We start from the raw sequence: 18174 nt of genomic DNA, 5'->3' as shown, positions 1-18174 counted from the left end.
GCCGGGTGTCCCCTTGCCGCCCGGCCCGTTCCAAGGAGATTCGCTGTGCTGAAGAAGGCCCTCGCCGCCGCCGCCGTCACCGCCGCCGCCGCCGGAATGCTCCTCGCGGGCGCCACGTCGGCCTCCGCCTACTCGGGTGACGACGCCATCACCTCCGGCAACGGCTCGATCCTGAGCGGCAACCAGGTCGACGTCGACGCCAACGTGCCGGCCAACGTCTGCGGCAACGCGATCGCGATCATCGGTATCGCGGGCGCCGACTGCTACAAGTCCGGCGCCTTCGTGATCGACTAGCGGGCAGACCCGGAACCGCGCATCCGGCCGCCGCCGACCGCTCCTGCGGACGGCGGCGGCCGTCGCCGTCCGCACGGGCCCCGCCCCGCGTGACGGCCGCGGCCGACCGGCGAGTAACCTGGCCCTCAGCAGGTCCGGTACCCGAGTGGACTGGAACAGAACACCTATGAACACGGCGCACACCACACGCCAGCGTCCCGCGCGCCTCGCTGTCGGGATCATCGGACCCGGCCGGGTCGGCTCGGTCCTCGGAGCGGCGCTGGAGCGCGCCGGGCACAGCGTCGTCGCCGCCTCCGCGGTGTCGGAGGCGTCCCGGGGCAGGGTCGCCGCGCGCCTTCCGGACGCGCGGGTCCACGAACCCGCCGAAGTCGTCGCCGCGGCCGACCTCGTCCTGGTGACGGTGCCCGACGACGCCCTCGAACCACTGGCGGGAGGGCTGGCCGAGACCGGTGTGGACGTCACCGGAAAACTCGTCGCGCATGCCAGCGGAGCGTACGGCCACAGTGTGCTCGGCCCGCTCACCAGAGCGGGTGCGCTGCCGCTCGCCCTGCACCCGGTGATGACCTTCACCGGCCGGGACGAGGACCTCACCCGGCTGGCCGACTGCTCCTTCGGCGTCACCTCGCCCGAGCCGCTGCGTCCCATCGCCGAGGCGCTCGTCGTGGAGATGGGCGCCGAACCGGTGTGGATCGCCGAGGAGCACAGGGCGCTCTACCACGCGGCCCTCGCCGGAGGCGCGAACCACCTCGTCACCCTCGTGGCCGAGAGCGCCTCACTGCTGAACCTGGCCGGGGTCGACCACCCCGGCCGGATGCTCGCACCACTGCTGGGAGCGGCGCTGGACAACGCGCTCCGGCTCGGTATCGACGGTCTCAGCGGGCCGGTGCTGCGCGGCGACGCCGACACCGTCGCCAGGCACATCGCCCAGCTACGCGAGCACTCCCCGGAAAGCGCCGCGAGCTACGTGGCTCTGGCCCGCCTCACAGCGGACCGCGCCCTCGCGGCGGGCCTGCTCAAGCCGCAGGACGCCGAGCGGCTGCTCGACGTCCTCGCTTGACACACGCGAACTTCCCGACAGACCGGAGACGAGCCGTGACCGAACCGACCGCACTCCCCCGCAGGACGCCCGTCGTCGCACGCACCCCCGAGGAGCTGGCGGCGCTGCGCCCCGGATCGGGCCGGATCGCCCTGGTCCCCACGATGGGCGCGCTGCACTCGGGGCACCGCAGCCTCATCAGCGCGGCCCGCGAGCACGCCGACTCGGTGGTCGTCAGCGTCTTCGTGAACCCCCTGCAGTTCGGGCCGAACGAGGACTACGAGCGGTATCCCCGCACGTTCGAGGCCGACCTCGAGGTCTGCGCCCAGGAGGGCGCGGACGTGGTGTTCGCGCCCTCCGCGGACGTCATGTACCCCGACGCGGCCGACGGGGTGAAGGACTTCGGGCAGGTCGTCACGGTGAACCCGGGCGCCATGGGCGAGGTCCTGGAGGGGGAGTTCCGGCCGGGCTTCTTCCAGGGTGTCCTGACCCTGGTGAACAAGCTGTTCAACCTGGTCCGCCCGGACGTGGCGGTCTTCGGGCAGAAGGACGCCCAGCAGCTGGCGGTGGTCCGCCGGATGGTCCGGGACCTGTGCCTGCCGATCACGGTCCTGGCCGGGCCGACCGTGCGGGACGAGGACGGGCTGGCCGTCTCCAGCCGCAACGTCTACCTGAGCGCGCAGGAGCGGCGCAGCGCCCTCGCGCTGTCCCGGGCGCTGTTCGCGGGGGCCGCCGCCGTCGGCTCGGGCCCGGACGGCATTCTCGCCGCGGCCCGCTCGGTGCTCGGCGACGGGTCGCGCGCCAGGCCCCCGGTCAGCGTGGACTACCTGGCACTCGTGGACACCAGGACGTTCGCCGAGGTGGGAGACGGCTTCACGGGGGACGCCGTGCTCGTCGTGGCCGCGTGGGTGGGTGAGACAAGGTTGATTGATAACGTGCCAATGACGTTGTAATCCACTTTCTCCACCCGTTAAGGGAGAATCGTCGTGAGTGCGACCCCTTCCCCCCTCCCGCTTCGGCTGACCGCACCGGAACCCGGCTGGACCGTCGAGGCCGACGTGGTCGTCGTCGGCTCCGGCATCGCCGGGCTGAGCACCGCACTGCGCCATATCGAGCGGACGCCCGAGAGCAGGGTCGTACTCGTCACCAAGGACGTGCTCGCCAACGGGTCCACCCGCTGGGCCCAGGGCGGCATCGCGGCCGCCGTCGACCCGGGGGACGACCCGCTGGCGCACATGGTGGACACCATCGAGGCGGGCGCGGGACTGTGCGACCCCGCCGCCGTCCGCGTGCTCGCGCAGGAGGGCCCCGACGCTCTGCGCTGGCTGATCGAGCAGGGCACCGCCTTCGACCGCACCGAGGCGGGAGAGCTGTCGCTGACCCGTGAGGGCGGGCACCGCGCCGACCGCATCGCGCACGCGGGCGGCGACGCCACGGGCGCCGAGATCGAGCGCGCACTGGTGGAGGCGGTCCGGGCCGAGGAGCGCATCGAGCTGATCGAGCACGCCTTCGTCCCCGACCTGCTGCTGGGGGAGTCCGGCGACGAGGGGATCGGGCACCGCGTCCGCGGCGTCACCGTGCATGTGATGGGCGAGGGCGAGCGCGACGGTGTCGGCGCGGTGCTGGCCGGCGCGGTCGTCCTGGCCACGGGCGGCCTCGGCCAGGTCTTCGCCGCCACCACCAACCCGGAGGTCTCCACCGGCGACGGGATCGCGCTCGGCCTGCGTGCCGGGGCCCGCGTCCAGGACCTGGAGTTCGTCCAGTTCCACCCGACGGTGCTGTGGCTGGGGCCCGACGCCAAGGGCCGCCAGCCCCTGGTGTCGGAGGCGGTGCGCGGGGAGGGCGCGTTCCTGGTGGACGCGCGCGGCCGCCGCTTCATGGAGGGCGCGCACGAACTCGCGGACCTGGCGCCCCGGGACGTCGTGGCCAGGGGCATCGCCCGCGCGATGGCCGAGACCGGCACCGACCACGTGTTCCTGGACGCGCGCCATTTCGGCGCGGCCAAGTGGGAGCGCCGCTTCCCGACCATCCTGGCGTCGTGCCGAGCCCACGGGATAGACCCGGTCACCGACGTCGTCCCGGTCGCCCCCGCCGCGCACTACGCCTCGGGCGGCCTGGTGGTCGACCTGGACGGGCGCACGAACGTGCCCGGCCTGTACGCCGTCGGCGAGACGGCCCGGACCGGCGTGCACGGGGCCAACCGGCTGGCCTCCAACTCCCTGCTCGAGGGCATCGTCTTCGCGAACCGGATCGCCGCCCGGCTGGCCGGGGAGGAGCCGCCGCGGGGAGCCCCGGCCCGCCCCGGCGGCGCGGAGGAGAGCGGCCTCGTCGACCCGGCGGTGATCCCCGAACTCCAGACGCTCATGTCGCGCCACGTGGGCGTGCGCCGCGACGCCGAAGGGCTCGAAGCGGCACGCGGGGCCCTCGGCCGGCTCGCGGGGAGCACGGAGGGCGGCGGAGTCGAACCCGGCGTGGCCGCCTGGCAGGCCGCCAACATGCTCACGGTCGCCACCGCGCTCGTCGGGGCCGCGATCGAGCGGGAGGAGAGCAGGGGCTCGCACTGGCGGGTCGACCACCCGGAGCCGGACGCCCGGGCCAAGGGGGTGAACTCCCTGCTGGCGGCCGACTCCCTGGTCTGCTGGACGGAGCCCTTCGGAACGGGCGACGCCGTGGAGCCCGCCGCCGGGGAGATCGCCGCGGCCTTCGCCGACCGCCTCCCGGCCAACCTGCCCGAGGCGCCCGTCCCCTTCCTGCGCCGGCTGGTGGCCGAGACCCTGCGCGAGGACCTGCTGTTCGGACCGGACGGGAGTGTCGGCGGGCCCGGATCGGGAGCCGACGTCACCACCGTCGCCACCATCCCCGCCACCCGGATCGACACCGCGGACGTGGTCGCCCGCCAGGACGGGGTGGTCGCCGGGCTGCCGCTGGCCGAGCTCGTGTTCCGGACGGTCGCCGAAGGCGTCCTGGAGATCCGGAGGCACGCCGCCGACGGCGACTCCGTCAAGCGCGGCGACGTCCTCATGAGCGTCACCGCCCGCACCCGGGACCTGCTCACCGCCGAGCGCACCGCTCTCAACTTCCTCACCCACCTGTCGGGCATCGCCACCGCCACCCGCGCGTGGACGGACGCCGTCGCGGGGACGGGCGCGGCCGTCCGGGACAGCCGCAAGACCCACGCCGGACTGCGCGTCCTGGAGAAGTACGCGGTCCGCTGCGGCGGCGGCGTGAACCACCGCTTCGGCCTGGCCGACGCCGCCCTCATCAAGGACAACCACGTGGCCGCCGCCGGAGGCGTGGCCGAGGCGGTGCGAGCGGTGCGCGAGCGCTTCCCGGACGTGCCGCTGGAGGTCGAGGTGGACCGCCTCGACCAGATCGGACCGGCGCTGTCCGCCGGGGCCGAGGAGATCCTGCTCGACAACTTCACCGTTCCCGAACTGCGCGAGGCGGTGGCGCTGGTGGCGGGGCGGGCCCGGCTGGAGTCCAGCGGCGGGCTCACCCTGGACCGGGCCGCGGCGGTCGCCGAGACCGGCGTCGACTATCTTGCGGTTGGCGCGCTGACCCACTCCAGTCCCGCTCTGGACATCGCGCTCGACCTGCGCGAGACGTCCTGACCAGCCACGACCCCGAAGGCCCTACATGCTGCTCACGATCGACGTCGGCAACTCGGACACCGTGCTCGGCCTGTTCGAGAGCGAGGACCTGCTGGAGCACTGGCGCGTCTCCTCCGAGGGCCGTCGCACCGCCGACGAGTGGGCGGTGGTCGTCCAGGGACTGATCCACTCCGGTTCACTGATGCGGAACAGCATCGACGGCATCGCGATGTGCTGCACCGTCCCGATGGTGCAGCACGAGATGCGGGAGATGTTCCGCCGCCACTACGGCGACGTGCCCGCCGTCATCGTCGAGCCCGGCGTCAAGACGGGGGTGCCGATCCGGATGGACAACCCCAAGGAGGTCGGCAGCGACCGCATCGTCAACGCGCTGGCCGCCGTGCAGCTGTACGGCGGCCCGGCGGTGGTCGTGGACTTCGGCACCGCCACCACCTTCGACGCGGTCAGCACCAAGGGCGAGTACGTGGGCGGCGCGATCGCCCCCGGCATCGACATCTCGGTGGAGGCGCTGTCCAGGCGGGGCGCGCAGCTGCACATGGTGGAGATCGTCAAGCCCCGTTCGGTCATCGCCAAGAACACCACCGAGGCCCTGCGCTCGGGGATCGTCTACGGCTTCGCCGGGCAGGTCGACGGCATCGTCGACCGCATGGCCCAGGAGCTCACCGCGAACGTCGACGACGTCACCGTGGTGGCCACCGGCGGCCTGGCGCCCCTGGTCGTGGACGAGTGCGAGACGGTCGACGTCCACGAGCCGTGGCTCACCCTCATCGGCCTGCGCCTGGTCTTCGAACGGAACACCTGATCAGTTCCTGTCGTGGCGCTGGGTGCGCAGGGTTGGGAAGACCTCCGCGATACGGTCGAAATCACGGCCGTTGTGGACGACTACGGCATCGGTCCGCAGAGCCACCGCCGCGATCAGGCAGGCGGACAACTTGCGGATGGTCTTCCCCTTGACCCGGGCCCCCGACAGATCCTGCCGAGTTCGTGGTAGTCGACCCGGTTGTCGACTGACAGCAGCGGCAAGCCGCCGGTGAGGCGCTCCAACTGCATGAGTTCGGTGGGAGTCTTCGCTCCGGCCAGTAGTTCGGCGATGATCGGCTCGGTGGTGACGATCTCGCGGTCCCTGGTGAGGAGTTCGGTGACGAAAGCGTCAGTGTCGGAACCGGTCGCTCTGAGGTATTCGATCCACGCGGACGTGTCGATCAGGTAGGTCTTCTTCACCGGTCCCGTTCCGGCCCGTCCGTCCCACCGGAACGCATCTCGTCGAGATCGCCGCCCCACCCGATCCCGCGCAGGCTGAGAAGGAACTCCTTGGTCAGGGGCGCGCCGACTGAGCGGCGGAGAGCGATGTCGACCGCTTCGCGCTTGGTCTGCACATTGAACTTCCGCATAGCAGCGGTGATCAGTTCTTCGTCGATATCAATATTGGTCCTCATGTGTAAACCGCACACGTGGTTCGCGCGGAGGGTTGGCGTCTTCACAACCGCCGATAGGATCGCCTGTGTGAGTGAAGTACTGGATGATCTCCCCGAACAGATGCGGGTCCGCCGCGAGAAGCTGGACCGACTGCGCCAGGAGGGCGTCGACCCCTACCCGGTCACGTTCCCGCGCACGAGCAGCGTGGCGGCGGTCCGGGAGAAACACGGGGCGCTGGAGCCCGACGTGGGCACCGGCGAGCGCGTGGGCCTCACCGGGAGGGTCATGCTGTACCGGACCGGGGGCAAGCTGTGCTTCGCCACGATCCGGGACGCCTCCGGGGACATCCAGGTCATGCTCTCGCTGGACAGGCTCGGCCCCGAGTCGCTCGCTTCCTGGAAGAGCGACATCGACCTGGGAGACCACGTCGGCGTCGTGGGCGAGGTCATCACCTCGCGGCGCGGCGAGCTGTCGATCATGGTCGAGTCCTGGGCGCTGACCGCCAAGTGCCTGCGTCCGCTGCCGGAGAAGCACAAGGGGCTCACCGACCCCGAGGCGCGGGTCCGCCAGCGCTACGTGGACCTGATCGTGAACCCCGATTCGCGCGAGATGGTCACCCGGCGCGCCAAGGCGGTCCGGGCGATCCGCGACGGCCTCCACGACCGCGGGTACGTCGAGGTCGAGACCCCGATGCTCCAGCAGGTGCACGGCGGCGCCACCGCGCGCCCCTTCACCACCCACATCAACGCCTACGACCTGGACCTCTACCTGCGCATCGCGCCCGAGCTCTACCTCAAGCGCATGGTCGTCGGCGGGGTCGAGAGAGTCTTCGAGATCAACCGGAACTTCCGCAACGAGGGCGCGGACTCCACGCACAACCCCGAGTTCACGATGCTGGAGTTCTACCAGGCGTACGCCGACTACAACGTGATGGCCGACATCACCCGCGACCTCGTCCAGGAGGCCGCGACCGCGGTCTTCGGCACCACGGTGGTCCTGCGCGGCGACGAGGAGATCGATCTCGGCGGCGACTGGCCCGAGGTCACGCTGTACGGGGCGGTCTCGGGCGCCCTCGGCGAGGAGGTCACCCCCCGGAGCCCGTTGGAGGCCGTGCGCAAGCTGGCCGACGCGCGCGGGATCGAGTGGAACCCGGCGTGGGGGCAGGGCAAGCTCGTGGAGCACCTCTTCGAGGAGCTGGTGGAGCACACCCTGGTCCAGCCGACCTTCGTGCGCGACTACCCGATGGAGACCAGTCCGCTCACCCGCCAGCACCGCGAGGACCCGCTGCTCACCGAGAAGTGGGACCTGATCGGGTTCGGCATGGAGCTGGGCACCGGATACTCCGAGCTGGTCGACCCCGTGGAGCAGCGCCGCCGCCTGACCGAGCAGTCGCTCCTGGCGGCGGGGGGCGATCCCGAGGCGATGCAGCTGGACGAGGACTTCCTGCGGGCCCTGGAGTACGCGATGCCGCCCACGGGCGGGGTCGGGATGGGCATCGACCGGCTGCTGATGGCGTTCACCGGGAGGAACATCCGAGAGACGGTCCTGTTCCCGCTGGTCAAGCCCAGCTGACCCGGGGGAGCGCAGCCGATCCGGGGCGAGGCCGTCTCCCGCGACCGCGGGAGACGGCTTTCTCACGGAGGGTTATATTGGTGCCGGCGCCGTGAAGAGGACTGGCCGACCGCGGCCAAAGTGCAATTGCACGGCTTGGCGGACTGTCCCGAGAGCCACTTTGAGAATACTGTTTGAATCTCTTGACGCTTCTCTGGCGCCCGTGTGATGGAGTTTATTTTCGCAGGTCAATATGGTTTTTGTAGGTTCTCGCACTCGCCTTTTGCGACTATGGAGAGCTGTTTCATCACCTTGCGTGGTCAAATAGCCCTTGACGGTCTGTCGTCATCCGCTTAGCGTTTTGCTGCGAGCGGAGAATTCCGCGTGTTCGTCGCAGGACCTACAACACGATGAGTGAGGGTGACCCGGAGCGACCGTGGTCGTTTCGTCCATCCTCTGGTGAGCACGCCTTCGCGTGATCTGTCCGTCCCAGATCGCCGCGAACGGGTGCTTGGGCCCGGTACGCACCGGTCCTCCGCTCCGGTGCCAGGGATCCGGAGGGGCGGGGTGGCTCGGGGTTCCAAGGAAAACACCCAAAGTATGTGAACCGGAAGGCTCCGGCCTACATCTCATTGAGTGTCTATGCGGCGATGAGTCGTTGTTCCGCACTCACCATGATGAGGGAGGACGGAGTGGAACAGGCCACACTCGTACGTCAGACGGTCAAGGAGTCAGGCGTTTCGGCGCTGCGGGAGGGCGGCAGCGTCGCTTCGGCCCAGGCAACCGCCCACGACCTCGGAGTCGCGGTCATGCACGCCGGCGGGCTCGACGAGGAGGATCTTCGGATGCTGGCGGAGATCGCCACCGGTGTCACCACCGACGTGGCCGCCCGGCGTCTCGAGCTGAGCGCGCGCACCCTGCGCCGCCGTCTCCGAGCGGTATGCGACCGGCTCGGTGTGAACACCCCGATCGAGGCGGTCGTCTGGGCCGCCCGCCGACACCTGATCTGATCTTTCGAACCGACTTGACCAGCCGAGACGGTCCTCGATGAGGGTAGAAGACCGTCCGGCGCGCCGACCGCAGCCGACCGACGATGTCCGCTCCTTGTGCCGTGGGATACACACGTAGCGCAGGAGCGGACATATCGTTTTCGGGGCCGGTAATCTGGCCCGGCCATGTCAGTAGAAGAGCGTTTCACCATCCGCCGGGCGCAGACCCGCGACGTCGTCCACATCCGCAGGCTCGTCGACACCTTCAGCGGGGAGCGCCGCGTGCTCTCCAAGAGCACGGTCAACCTCTACGAGGACGTCCAGGAGTTCTGGGTCGCCGAGAGCGACGACGGGGAGCACCGCGGCATCGTCGGCTGCGGGGCGCTGCACGTCCTGTGGGAGGACCTGGCCGAGGTGCGCACCGTCGCCGTCGATTCGCGGGTGCAGGGGCGCGGGGTCGGGCACCGCATCGTCGCGGCGCTCCTGGCCACCGCGCGCGAGATCGGCGTGCGCAGGGTCTTCTGCCTCACCTTCGAGACCGATTTCTTCGGCCGGCACGGTTTCACCGAGATCAACGGAACCCCTGTCTCGGCCCTCGTCTACGAGGAGCTGCTGCGCTCCTACGACGAGGGCGTCGCCGAGTTCCTCGGCCTGGAGAGGGTCAAACCCAACACCCTGGGCAACGTCCGGATGCTGCTGCACCTGGACTCCGGGGACGACTGATCCGGCGCCCGGACCACCGGCGGACTCCCCTCGGGAGGCCGGCCGCACCGGGTGCCGGACCGGCTGTTCCTACATCAACCGCAGTTGGCGGCCCCTGGGTCGCCTGCGGGTGGCGGACTCCTCGTCCACCGGCATGGTCAGGGCGGGGTCGATCGCGCCCAGGAAGGGCGACGCCGCCATGTCCGCCGCCGCGCCGCGCCGGGCGCGCACGCGGGCCCGGGACAGGTACAGGCGCTGCCGGGCGCGGGTGATCCCCACGAAGAACAGGCGGCGCTCCTCGGCCTCGTCGCCGCGTTCGGCGCCGGGGAAGCGGAACGGCAGGATCCCGTCCTCGCAGCCGGCCAGGAACACCACCGGGTACTCCAGCCCCTTGGCCGCGTGCAGGGTGAGCAGGGAGACCCGGTCGGCGCGCGGGTCCAGGGCGTCCACCTCTGCGCCCAGGGCCAGCGCGGACAGGAACTCGGGCAGGTCGGCGCCGCACCGCTCGGCCAGTGGAGCCGCCAGCTCACCGGCCGAGCGCAGGTCCACCACCTGGTCGGGGTCCTCCGCGTGCCGCGCGCACAGCGCCTCGACGGCGGCGCGTACCCGCCCGGTCAGCGGCCCCTCGGGGTGGTGCGGGATTTCGGCGGCGAGCGCCCGCACCCCCGGCCGGGCCAGCAGCCGATCGTGCGAGCGCTTCTGGAACGGGATCCCCGCGCTGTTGAAGGCGCTGATGATCGCCCCGCTCTGGGCGTCGGTGCGGTACAGCACGCAGATGTCGCCGAAGGACAGGGTGTCGTCCCCGTCCTCGGTCACCCGGCCGCTGTCCAGCGAGTGCAGGGACGTTCCGCCGAGCAGCCGGTCGATGGCCCGGGCCACGAAGGACGCCTCGGCGCGCTCGTCGGCGGCCACGTGCACGCCGATCCTGGGCGGGTCGCGGAAGTCCCCGACCGCGCGCAGCGCCCGCCCCGGCACCAGCGAGGCCGGGGCGATGGCCTGGACCGCCGCGTCCACGATGGTGGCGTTGGAGCGGTAGTTGCGGGTCAGCTGGACGCTGCGGGCGCTCGGATAGTCCTCCGCGAAGCGCAGGAAGAAGCCGACGTCGGCCCCCCGGAAGCCGTAGATCGCCTGGTCGGGGTCGCCGATCGCGGTCAGGTTCGAGTCGGGCGAGGTGAGCAGCCGCAGCAGCGCGTACTGCGTCTCGTCGACGTCCTGGTACTCGTCCACGCTGATCCAGGGCCAGCGGGCGCGGTAGCGCGCGGCGAGCTCCTCCTCGGCGGACAGCAGCCGGACCGGGAGCCGCAGCAGGTCGGCGAAGTCCACCAGGTCCAGCTCGCGCAGCCGGGCCTCGAAGCGGGCGGTCTCCTCGTCCCCGGTCCCGTCGTCCGGCCCCTCGCCACGACGGGCCAGGAGCCGGCGCCCCTCGGCCTCGGAACCCGCGACCTCGGCGGCGACCTCGAGCCGGCGGGCCTCGTCGGCGATACCGAACCGCGCGCCGAGTCCGGCCCGCTCGTGCTGCTCGCGCAGGATCAGCGCGCCCAGGCCGTGCAGGGTGGTGACCGTCATCTGGCCGGCCCGGTCCGGAAGAAGGGCGGCCAGGCGTTCACGCAGCTCCTCGGCCGCGCGGCGGGTGAAGGTGATGGCCAGGCACTCCTGCGGGCGCACGCCGCGTTCGGCCACCAGGTAGGCGATCCGGTGCGTCAGGGTCCGGGTCTTGCCGGTGCCCGGACCCGCGACGATGAGCAGCGGTCCGGAGTCGTGCTCGGCGGCCGCGCGCTGGTCCGGGTCGAGTCCGTCCAGGAGGCCCTGGGGGCGGACCGGGGCGGCGTCCACGGCCTCCGGGAAGAGGGAGGGCTCTGAGGGGCCCTCCGCGCGCTCGGCCGGGTCGGGCGCCGCGTCAGGGGACAGCAGGTCCTCGGCGGGGGGCGGGACCGGACGCTCCCCGCCGCGCTTCTGGCGGGCCGCGGCCCTGCGCCGGGTGCGGGCCTTGGCGGGGACGACCTCGTTCTCGCCGAACAGCGTCATCGTCTCGGCTTCGGCGCGGAGCTCCTCGGGGGTGAACATGTGGATGGTGCCGTACTCGCCGTCGTACCCGGCGTCCCGGACGACCTCGCCGCGCCGCAGCCGGGCCACGGCCTCGCCGAGGAGCTCGCCGCCGGCTCCGGTCACCTCGTCCAGGGGCGTCGTCCGCAGGATGTCGAGCTCCGGCCCGAGCGCGGCCACCAGTCGGGTGACCTCGCCCATGACCCGCTTGCTCTTGGGGCCCACGCCCACGATCTCGCTGACGATCTCGGGAAGGGGGACCAGGTTCGTGAATCCCGCGGCCCCCGGCACCCGGTAGCCCTCGGTCCGGTCGGCGAGCTCGTGGATCCGGTGGAACACGCCGACCGTCAACGGCCTTCCGCAGACCGGGCAGCGCCCCCCGTGCTCGCGGGTGGTCTCCGGGGTGAACCGGACGTCGCACTTCCGGTGTCCGTCGAGGTGGTACTTCCCCTCTTCGGGGAAGAACTCCACGGAACCGCCGAATCCCTCACCGGTCTCCAGCGCCCGCCGGACCGCGTAGTAGTCCAGGTCGGTCTCGAACCGGGTGGCCTCGCGGGCCAGCATCGGCGGCGAGTGCGCGTCGGAATTGCTGACCAGGGTGTAGGAGTCCAGCGACGACACCATCCAGTTCATGGCGGGGTCGCTGGACAGGCCGGTCTCGACCGCGAAGATGTGGCCGGCGAGGTCGGCGTAGCAGTCGGAGACGGCGTCGAAACCCGACTTGGAGCCGAGTACGGAGAACCACGGCGTCCATATGTGCGCGGGGACCAGATAGGAGCCGGGGTCACTGGACAGGGTGATCTCCAGCAGGTCGCGGGAGTCCAGGCCCAGGATGGGGCGGCCGTCCGAGGCGAGGTTCCCGATCCTGGCCAGATCGGCGGTGATGGCCCGGGCCGCGTCCAGTGACGGCGCGTAGAGCAGATGGTGCACCCTGCGGGCGCGGCCGTCGCGTTTGTAGATCGTGGAGATCTCCACCGACAGCATGAAACGGGGAAGCCGGTGGCAGTTGGGCGGTAGTGTCCGCAGGACGCGCGCCTCGATCTCCGGGCGGAGCCGGAACAGGCCGGGCTCCGCGGGCACCAGTTCGCGCTCCAGTTCGGCCCGCCAGGCGGGGTGAGTGAAATCACCGGTTCCCACGAGCGCTATCCCCTTGCGGGCGGCCCACCAGGCGAGGTGCTCGAGATCGCAATCCTTACTGCAAGCCCGCGAGTACTTGGAGTGAATATGCAGATCGGCGTGGAACTCCACTGCGGGATCCTCCCAATGCCCATGGCTGCGGGCTTCCCGGCCCCCCGTGGTGTGCCGGGGCGGGGCCTGGCGTCTCGTCTCGGTTACCATGCCACGATCCCACAACTCCGGGACGCCTTAGCCGGTAATGCCGGGGAGGCGGCGGGGCCGATAGGGGGCGGTAATCTGGGGATTGCGGCCGGGAAGTCGGGCGTCTTGTCGGAGTCTTGTCCGATCGGGTCCTTGCGAGGGCTTTGCGCACCCCCGGTTTATTCGGTCCGCACCCATGAGCGGCCGGCCGTTCGAGTTCCGCGTCGGCTACGGGCGGTCGTCTTTTGGCCTGGCGCTCCGGGTGATTTGGGCTGAGTAAGATCTCGGCAGCGTCCTCTTTAGCCGACCGCCCCGAACGGCTAAAGAGACGAGGAGGGGGCCCGGTGGAACTTCCGGGGGCCTGCCTATGATGACCGGGACGCGTTTGCGGGAGATCCGTACTCCCTCCCGCGGTGTCGGCCGCACCACCCCCCGCCTGGGGTAATCACTGTATAAAGGAACGGCCAGGAGAAGGGGCCCGCCTGATGTGGGACGTATTGTCGGCGCTCATCCCCCCTACTGTTGTCGCGGCGGTGTTCTGCGCGATCGTCTACACCGTGCTCCGTAAGGAGATGGCGCCGAGGACTTCGGACGGGCGGTTGCTCAAGGAAGCCGAAGCCGGGGATGTCCAAACGGCATCGCGCCCGGATACCAATGCCTCGGCCGATGGCGGAGCAAAGAACGCCCCCGGGTCTTCGACCGAAGTCCCGGACGGCCGGGAGGAGCCCGGCGGCCGCTAAGCACTGACAGTAGGGAATGACGCCTCCGCAGTCGGCGTTATGCGCCTCCGGCCCGGTCCCGACCGGGTTGGAGGCTTCCGCGTGCCCGGATGTTGATTTCCCCCGCCCGGCGAAGGCCGGCTGAAACAAATTTTATCCGGCTTGAATTGTCATTCTCTATGTGATCGGTATAGCTTTATATTCAGGGTGTTGTTAACGCACTTCTCCACTGTGAAAGGACTGTATCCATGGCACAAAAGGTTCAGGTGCTTCTCGTCGACGACCTCGACGGTGGCGAGGCCGAGGAGACGGTCTCGTTCGCGGTCGACGGCTCCTCCTACGAGATCGACCTCAGCGGTAACAACGCGTCCCGGCTCCGCGAGGCGCTCGCCCCGTTCGTCGACGCCGCCCGCAAGGCGCCCGGCAAGCGCGGCGTGGTCCGCGGCGGCAAGCAGCGCAGCGCGCCCAGCCGCGAGCGCAGCGCCGAGATCCGGGCCTGGGCCAAGGCCGCGGGCAAGCAGGTCAACGAGCGGGGCCGCATCCCCCAGTCGATCATGGACGAGTACCACGCCGCCCAGCGCTGACCAGGCGGTCGGCGGACGGCGGATTCGTGCCTCGCCGCTGATGGTACGAATGGGGGCTTCGCGGTGGGTCGCAAAGCCCGGTCCCCCGCCCGGGAGGGGCGGGAGGATCCTGTTCGCTCAGAGCAAATAACCCGCGAACGCGCATCACGGCCCGTGTTCTCTCACTCATAGAGAGGCGCGGGCCGTTCGCTTGCGGCGTACTTGGAACACCAGAGGCCCGATTGGTAGTTGGATGAGGGTGAACGCCCTATCGTCGGGGAAAGTCTCTAGACGACATCGTGTGAAGAGATCCGTGGATGGGTGTTTCGTGGAGCCGCCCGGGAAACCGGACGGCACGGTGTAGACGGGTGCGGAAGCGCTCCGACGGGAGGGCTTTCCCCCGAGGGGCCGATATGCGGAAAAGTGAGGGTCGGAACTTCCGTCCCTGCCTGACCGCTCTGTGAGGAGCGACGAGACATGTTCGAGAGGTTTACCGACCGCGCACGGCGCGTGGTTGTCCTGGCGCAGGAAGAGGCCAGGATGCTCAACCACAACTACATTGGCACGGAGCACATCCTGCTCGGCCTCATCCACGAGGGTGAAGGTGTCGCCGCGAAGGCCCTCGAGAGCCTCGGCATCAGCCTCGAAGCCGTTCGCCAGCAGGTGGAGGAGATCATCGGCCAGGGGCAGCAGGCCCCGTCCGGCCACATCCCCTTCACGCCCCGCGCCAAGAAGGTCCTGGAGCTCTCGCTGCGCGAGGCGCTTCAGCTCGGCCACAACTACATCGGTACCGAGCACATCCTGCTCGGCCTCATCCGCGAGGGTGAGGGCGTCGCGGCCCAGGTCCTGGTGAAGCTGGGCGCCGACCTCAACCGGGTGCGCCAGCAGGTCATCCAGCTCCTGCACGGCTACCAGGGCAAGGAGCCGCAGGCCGCGGGCGCGGCGTCGGAGTCCGCTCCGTCCACCTCGCTGGTCCTGGACCAGTTCGGCCGGAACCTCACCCAGGCGGCGCGCGAGAGCAAGCTCGACCCGGTCATCGGCCGGGACAAGGAGATCGAGCGCGTCATGCAGGTGCTGTCGCGCCGGACCAAGAACAACCCGGTCCTCATCGGCGAGCCCGGTGTCGGCAAGACCGCCGTCGTCGAGGGGCTGGCGCAGAAGATCGTCAAGGGCGAGATCCCCGAGACGCTCAAGGACAAGCAGCTCTACACGCTCGACCTGGGCGCCCTGGTCGCGGGCAGCCGGTACCGCGGTGACTTCGAGGAGCGCCTGAAGAAGGTCCTCAAGGAGATCCGCACCCGCGGCGACATCATCCTGTTCATCGACGAGCTGCACACCCTGGTCGGCGCGGGCGCCGCCGAGGGCGCGATCGACGCCGCCTCCATCCTCAAGCCGATGCTGGCCCGCGGCGAGCTGCAGACCATCGGCGCGACCACGCTGGACGAGTACCGCAAGTACCTGGAGAAGGACGCCGCGCTGGAGCGCCGCTTCCAGCCCATCCAGGTCGACGAGCCCACGATCTCGCACACCATCGAGATCCTGAAGGGGCTGCGGGACCGCTACGAGGCGCACCACCGGGTGTCCATCACCGACGGCGCGCTGGTCGCCGCCGCCCAGCTGGCCGACCGCTACATCAGCGACCGGTTCCTTCCCGACAAGGCGATCGACCTGATCGACGAGGCGGGCTCGCGGATGCGCATCCGCCGCATGACCGCGCCGCCGGACCTGCGCGAGTTCGACGAGAAGATCGCCCAGGTGCGTCGGGACAAGGAGTCCGCGATCGACGCGCAGGACTTCGAGAAGGCCGCCTCGCTGCGCGACGACGAGAAGCAGCTCCAGGCCAAGCGCGCCCAGCGGGAGAAGGAGTGGAAGGCCGGCGACATGGACGTCGTCGCCGAGGTGGACGAGGAGCTCATCGCCGAGGTCCTGGCCACCGCCACCGGAATCCCGGTCTTCAAGCTGACCGAGGAGGAGTCCTCCCGGCTGCTGCGCATGGAGGACGAGCTGCACCGCCGCGTCATCGGCCAGGAGGACGCCATCAAGGCGCTCTCCCAGGCGATCCGGCGTACCCGGGCGGGTCTGAAGGACCCCAAGCGCCCCGGCGGCTCGTTCATCTTCGCCGGCCCGTCCGGTGTGGGTAAGACCGAGCTGTCCAAGACGCTGGCGGAGTTCCTGTTCGGCGACGAGGACGCGCTGATCCAGCTCGACATGAGCGAGTTCATGGAGAAGCACACCGTCTCCCGCCTGTTCGGCTCGCCCCCCGGCTACGTCGGCTACGAGGAGGGCGGCCAGCTCACCGAGAAGGTGCGGCGCAAGCCGTTCTCGGTCGTGCTGTTCGACGAGATCGAGAAGGCCCACGGCGACATCTTCAACTCGCTGCTCCAGGTTCTGGAGGAGGGCCGCCTCACCGACGCCCAGGGCCGCAACGTCGACTTCAAGAACACGGTCATCATCATGACGACCAACCTGGGCACCCGGGACATCTCCAGGGGCCAGCCCCTGGGCTTCGCCCGGTCCGACGACACCAAGACGAACTACGACCGGATGAAGGCCAAGGTCAACGAAGAGCTCAAGCAGCACTTCCGGCCCGAGTTCCTCAACCGCGTCGACGACACGATCGTCTTCCACCAGCTGACGGAGAAGGAGATCTTCACCATCGTCGACCTGATGGTCGCGCGTCTGGACGAGCGCCTCAAGGACCGCGACATGGGGATCGAGATCCGTCCGAACGCCAAGAAGATCCTTTCCGAGCGGGGCTACGACCCCGTGCTGGGCGCCCGGCCGCTGCGCCGCACGATCCAGCGCGAGATCGAGGACGCCCTGTCGGAGAAGATCCTCTACGGCGAGCTGAAGGCCGGACAGATCGTCATCGTCGACGCCGAGGGCGAGGGAACCGAGGCCAGGTTCACCTTCCGGGGCGTGCCCAAGCCCGCGGCGGTGCCCGACACCGCGCAGGTGGAGACGGCGGGCCGCGGGGAGTGAGCGGACCGCTTCCGCGGCGTTGACCAGCGGTTGACGGGAGAGGGGCGGCCCAGCGGGTCGTCCCTCTTCCTGTTCCCCGGAGCAGTCCGGGGCGGTAGTGTCCGAACGTGTCTCATCCTCCAGAGCAGCCTTCCGGCCCCGGACCGCAGCGGCCCTGGGGCGGTCCACCACCACCGCCGCATCCGCATCCGCAGGGCCCTCCGCCCGGTGGCTCGAGCCCGTCCAACGGCCCGGTGTGGCCGCAGGGCCCCGGTGTCCCACCCGGTTCGCCCGGCTGGCAGCAGCCGCCGCCCGGAGGCCACTACCCCCGGCCCGGCCCGCCGCGCCCGCCGGCGCCGCGCCGCTCGGGGGCCCTGGGCTGGGTCATCGGCGGCTCGGTGGCGGGGCTCGTCCTCGTCGTCGGGGTGGTGGTGACCCTGGTCGTCGTCCTGTCGGGCGGCGACAGCGGCGCCCACCCGGCACTGGCCCGCGGTGAGGAGGAGCCCGGCGACGTCGACGGTGTGCAGACCTTCACCGGCCTCTCGGCGGACCACGTCGAGGGCGGGGTGGACTACCCGCAGAACCCGCCGGTCGGAGGCCGGCACAACCCCGTGTGGCTGAACTGCGGCGTCTACAGCAGCGAGGTCCCGGCGGAGAACGCCGTGCACTCCCTGGAGCACGGCGCGGTGTGGATCACCTACGACGCGGCCCTCGGCGAGAGCGAGGTGGAGACCCTGCGCGCGCTGTACTCTCCCGGCGACTACATCATCGTCAGCCCCGTCCAGGACCTGCCGGCCCCGGTCGTGGCCTCCGCGTGGGGCAAGCAGCTCGGTGTGGACGAGGCGACCGACCCCCGCCTGGTGGAGTTCCTCGTCGCCTACGTGCAGGGTCCCCAGACCCTCGAACCCGGAGCGGCCTGCTCGGGCGGGGTCGACGAAACGGGGGAACCCGCGGAATCGGGCTGGTACTGAG

15 protein-coding genes are annotated in these 18174 nt (G+C 70.5%); 12 read left to right on the top strand and 3 right to left on the bottom strand.

The window, feature by feature from the left end:
• The first annotated feature begins 45 nt into the window (after nt 1–45).
• The 5 genes from EV190_RS02685 to EV190_RS02665 all read left to right on the top strand — a co-directional run bounded on the left by EV190_RS02685 (nt 46) and on the right by EV190_RS02665 (nt 5743).
• Nucleotides 46–294, top strand: a complete 249-nt coding sequence (locus tag EV190_RS02685; protein ID WP_133739773.1) for a chaplin family protein — start codon at nt 46–48, stop codon at nt 292–294.
• Between the two features lie 166 nt (nt 295–460).
• Nucleotides 461–1351 (top strand): Rossmann-like and DUF2520 domain-containing protein, encoded by an 891-nt coding sequence (locus EV190_RS02680; protein WP_133739772.1) that lies wholly within the window; start codon nt 461–463, stop codon nt 1349–1351.
• Between the two features lie 35 nt (nt 1352–1386).
• Entirely contained in the window at nt 1387–2283 is an 897-nt protein-coding gene (gene panC / locus EV190_RS02675; RefSeq protein ID WP_133739771.1) for a pantoate--beta-alanine ligase, read from the top strand.
• 33 nt (nt 2284–2316) lie between these two features.
• Nucleotides 2317–4941, top strand: coding sequence for an L-aspartate oxidase (locus EV190_RS02670; RefSeq protein ID WP_133739770.1), 2625 nt, complete (start codon nt 2317–2319; stop codon nt 4939–4941).
• A gap of 25 nt (nt 4942–4966) precedes the next feature.
• Nucleotides 4967–5743, top strand: coding sequence for a type III pantothenate kinase (locus tag EV190_RS02665; RefSeq protein ID WP_133739769.1), 777 nt, complete (start codon nt 4967–4969; stop codon nt 5741–5743).
• Between the two features lie 113 nt (nt 5744–5856).
• Here EV190_RS02665 and EV190_RS02660 read toward each other — a convergent pair whose 3' ends face one another.
• Nucleotides 5857–6162: a PIN domain-containing protein gene (locus EV190_RS02660; protein ID WP_243742292.1), complete on the bottom strand. Its 306-nt coding sequence runs from the start codon at nt 6160–6162 to the stop codon at nt 5857–5859.
• Nucleotides 6159–6377, bottom strand: coding sequence for a type II toxin-antitoxin system VapB family antitoxin (locus EV190_RS02655; protein WP_133739768.1), 219 nt, complete (start codon nt 6375–6377; stop codon nt 6159–6161). The genes EV190_RS02660 and EV190_RS02655 overlap by 4 nt, the downstream gene beginning before the upstream one ends.
• A gap of 67 nt (nt 6378–6444) precedes the next feature.
• Here EV190_RS02655 and lysX point away from each other — a divergent pair, with 67 nt between their 5' ends.
• From lysX to EV190_RS02640, 3 genes are all read left to right on the top strand, one after another.
• Nucleotides 6445–7929, top strand: a complete 1485-nt coding sequence (lysX, locus tag EV190_RS02650; RefSeq protein ID WP_279536600.1) for a bifunctional lysylphosphatidylglycerol synthetase/lysine--tRNA ligase LysX — start codon at nt 6445–6447, stop codon at nt 7927–7929.
• Between the two features lie 671 nt (nt 7930–8600).
• Nucleotides 8601–8918, top strand: coding sequence for a hypothetical protein (locus tag EV190_RS02645; RefSeq protein WP_243742291.1), 318 nt, complete (start codon nt 8601–8603; stop codon nt 8916–8918).
• Nucleotides 8919–9083: 165 nt separating this feature from the next.
• The gene (locus EV190_RS02640; protein WP_133739765.1) at nt 9084–9620 is read left to right on the top strand and encodes an amino-acid N-acetyltransferase; all 537 of its coding nucleotides are present in this window, start codon (nt 9084–9086) and stop codon (nt 9618–9620) included.
• A gap of 69 nt (nt 9621–9689) precedes the next feature.
• Here EV190_RS02640 and EV190_RS02635 read toward each other — a convergent pair whose 3' ends face one another.
• The gene (locus tag EV190_RS02635) at nt 9690–12890 is read right to left on the bottom strand and encodes a UvrD-helicase domain-containing protein (RefSeq protein ID WP_133739764.1); all 3201 of its coding nucleotides are present in this window, start codon (nt 12888–12890) and stop codon (nt 9690–9692) included.
• A gap of 554 nt (nt 12891–13444) precedes the next feature.
• Here EV190_RS02635 and EV190_RS02630 point away from each other — a divergent pair.
• The 4 genes from EV190_RS02630 (at nt 13445) to EV190_RS23240 (ending at nt 18173) form a co-directional block, all read left to right on the top strand.
• The gene (locus EV190_RS02630) at nt 13445–13699 is read left to right on the top strand and encodes a hypothetical protein (RefSeq protein WP_133739763.1); all 255 of its coding nucleotides are present in this window, start codon (nt 13445–13447) and stop codon (nt 13697–13699) included.
• Nucleotides 13700–13926: 227 nt separating this feature from the next.
• Nucleotides 13927–14262, top strand: coding sequence for a histone-like nucleoid-structuring protein Lsr2 (locus EV190_RS02625; protein WP_133739762.1), 336 nt, complete (start codon nt 13927–13929; stop codon nt 14260–14262).
• 456 nt (nt 14263–14718) lie between these two features.
• Nucleotides 14719–17223: an ATP-dependent Clp protease ATP-binding subunit gene (locus EV190_RS02620; protein ID WP_133739761.1), complete on the top strand. Its 2505-nt coding sequence runs from the start codon at nt 14719–14721 to the stop codon at nt 17221–17223.
• Between the two features lie 233 nt (nt 17224–17456).
• Nucleotides 17457–18173 carry a DUF3105 domain-containing protein gene (locus EV190_RS23240; protein ID WP_243742290.1) on the top strand — a complete coding sequence of 239 codons (717 nt, stop codon included), beginning with the start codon at nt 17457–17459 and terminating at the stop codon, nt 18171–18173.
• Nucleotide 18174: the final 1 nt, after the last annotated feature.

The sequence above is a fragment of the Actinorugispora endophytica genome (assembly GCF_004363075.1).
Lineage (GTDB): Bacteria > Actinomycetota > Actinomycetes > Streptosporangiales > Streptosporangiaceae > Actinorugispora > Actinorugispora endophytica.
This window is presented reverse-complemented; position numbering and strand designations above follow the sequence as displayed.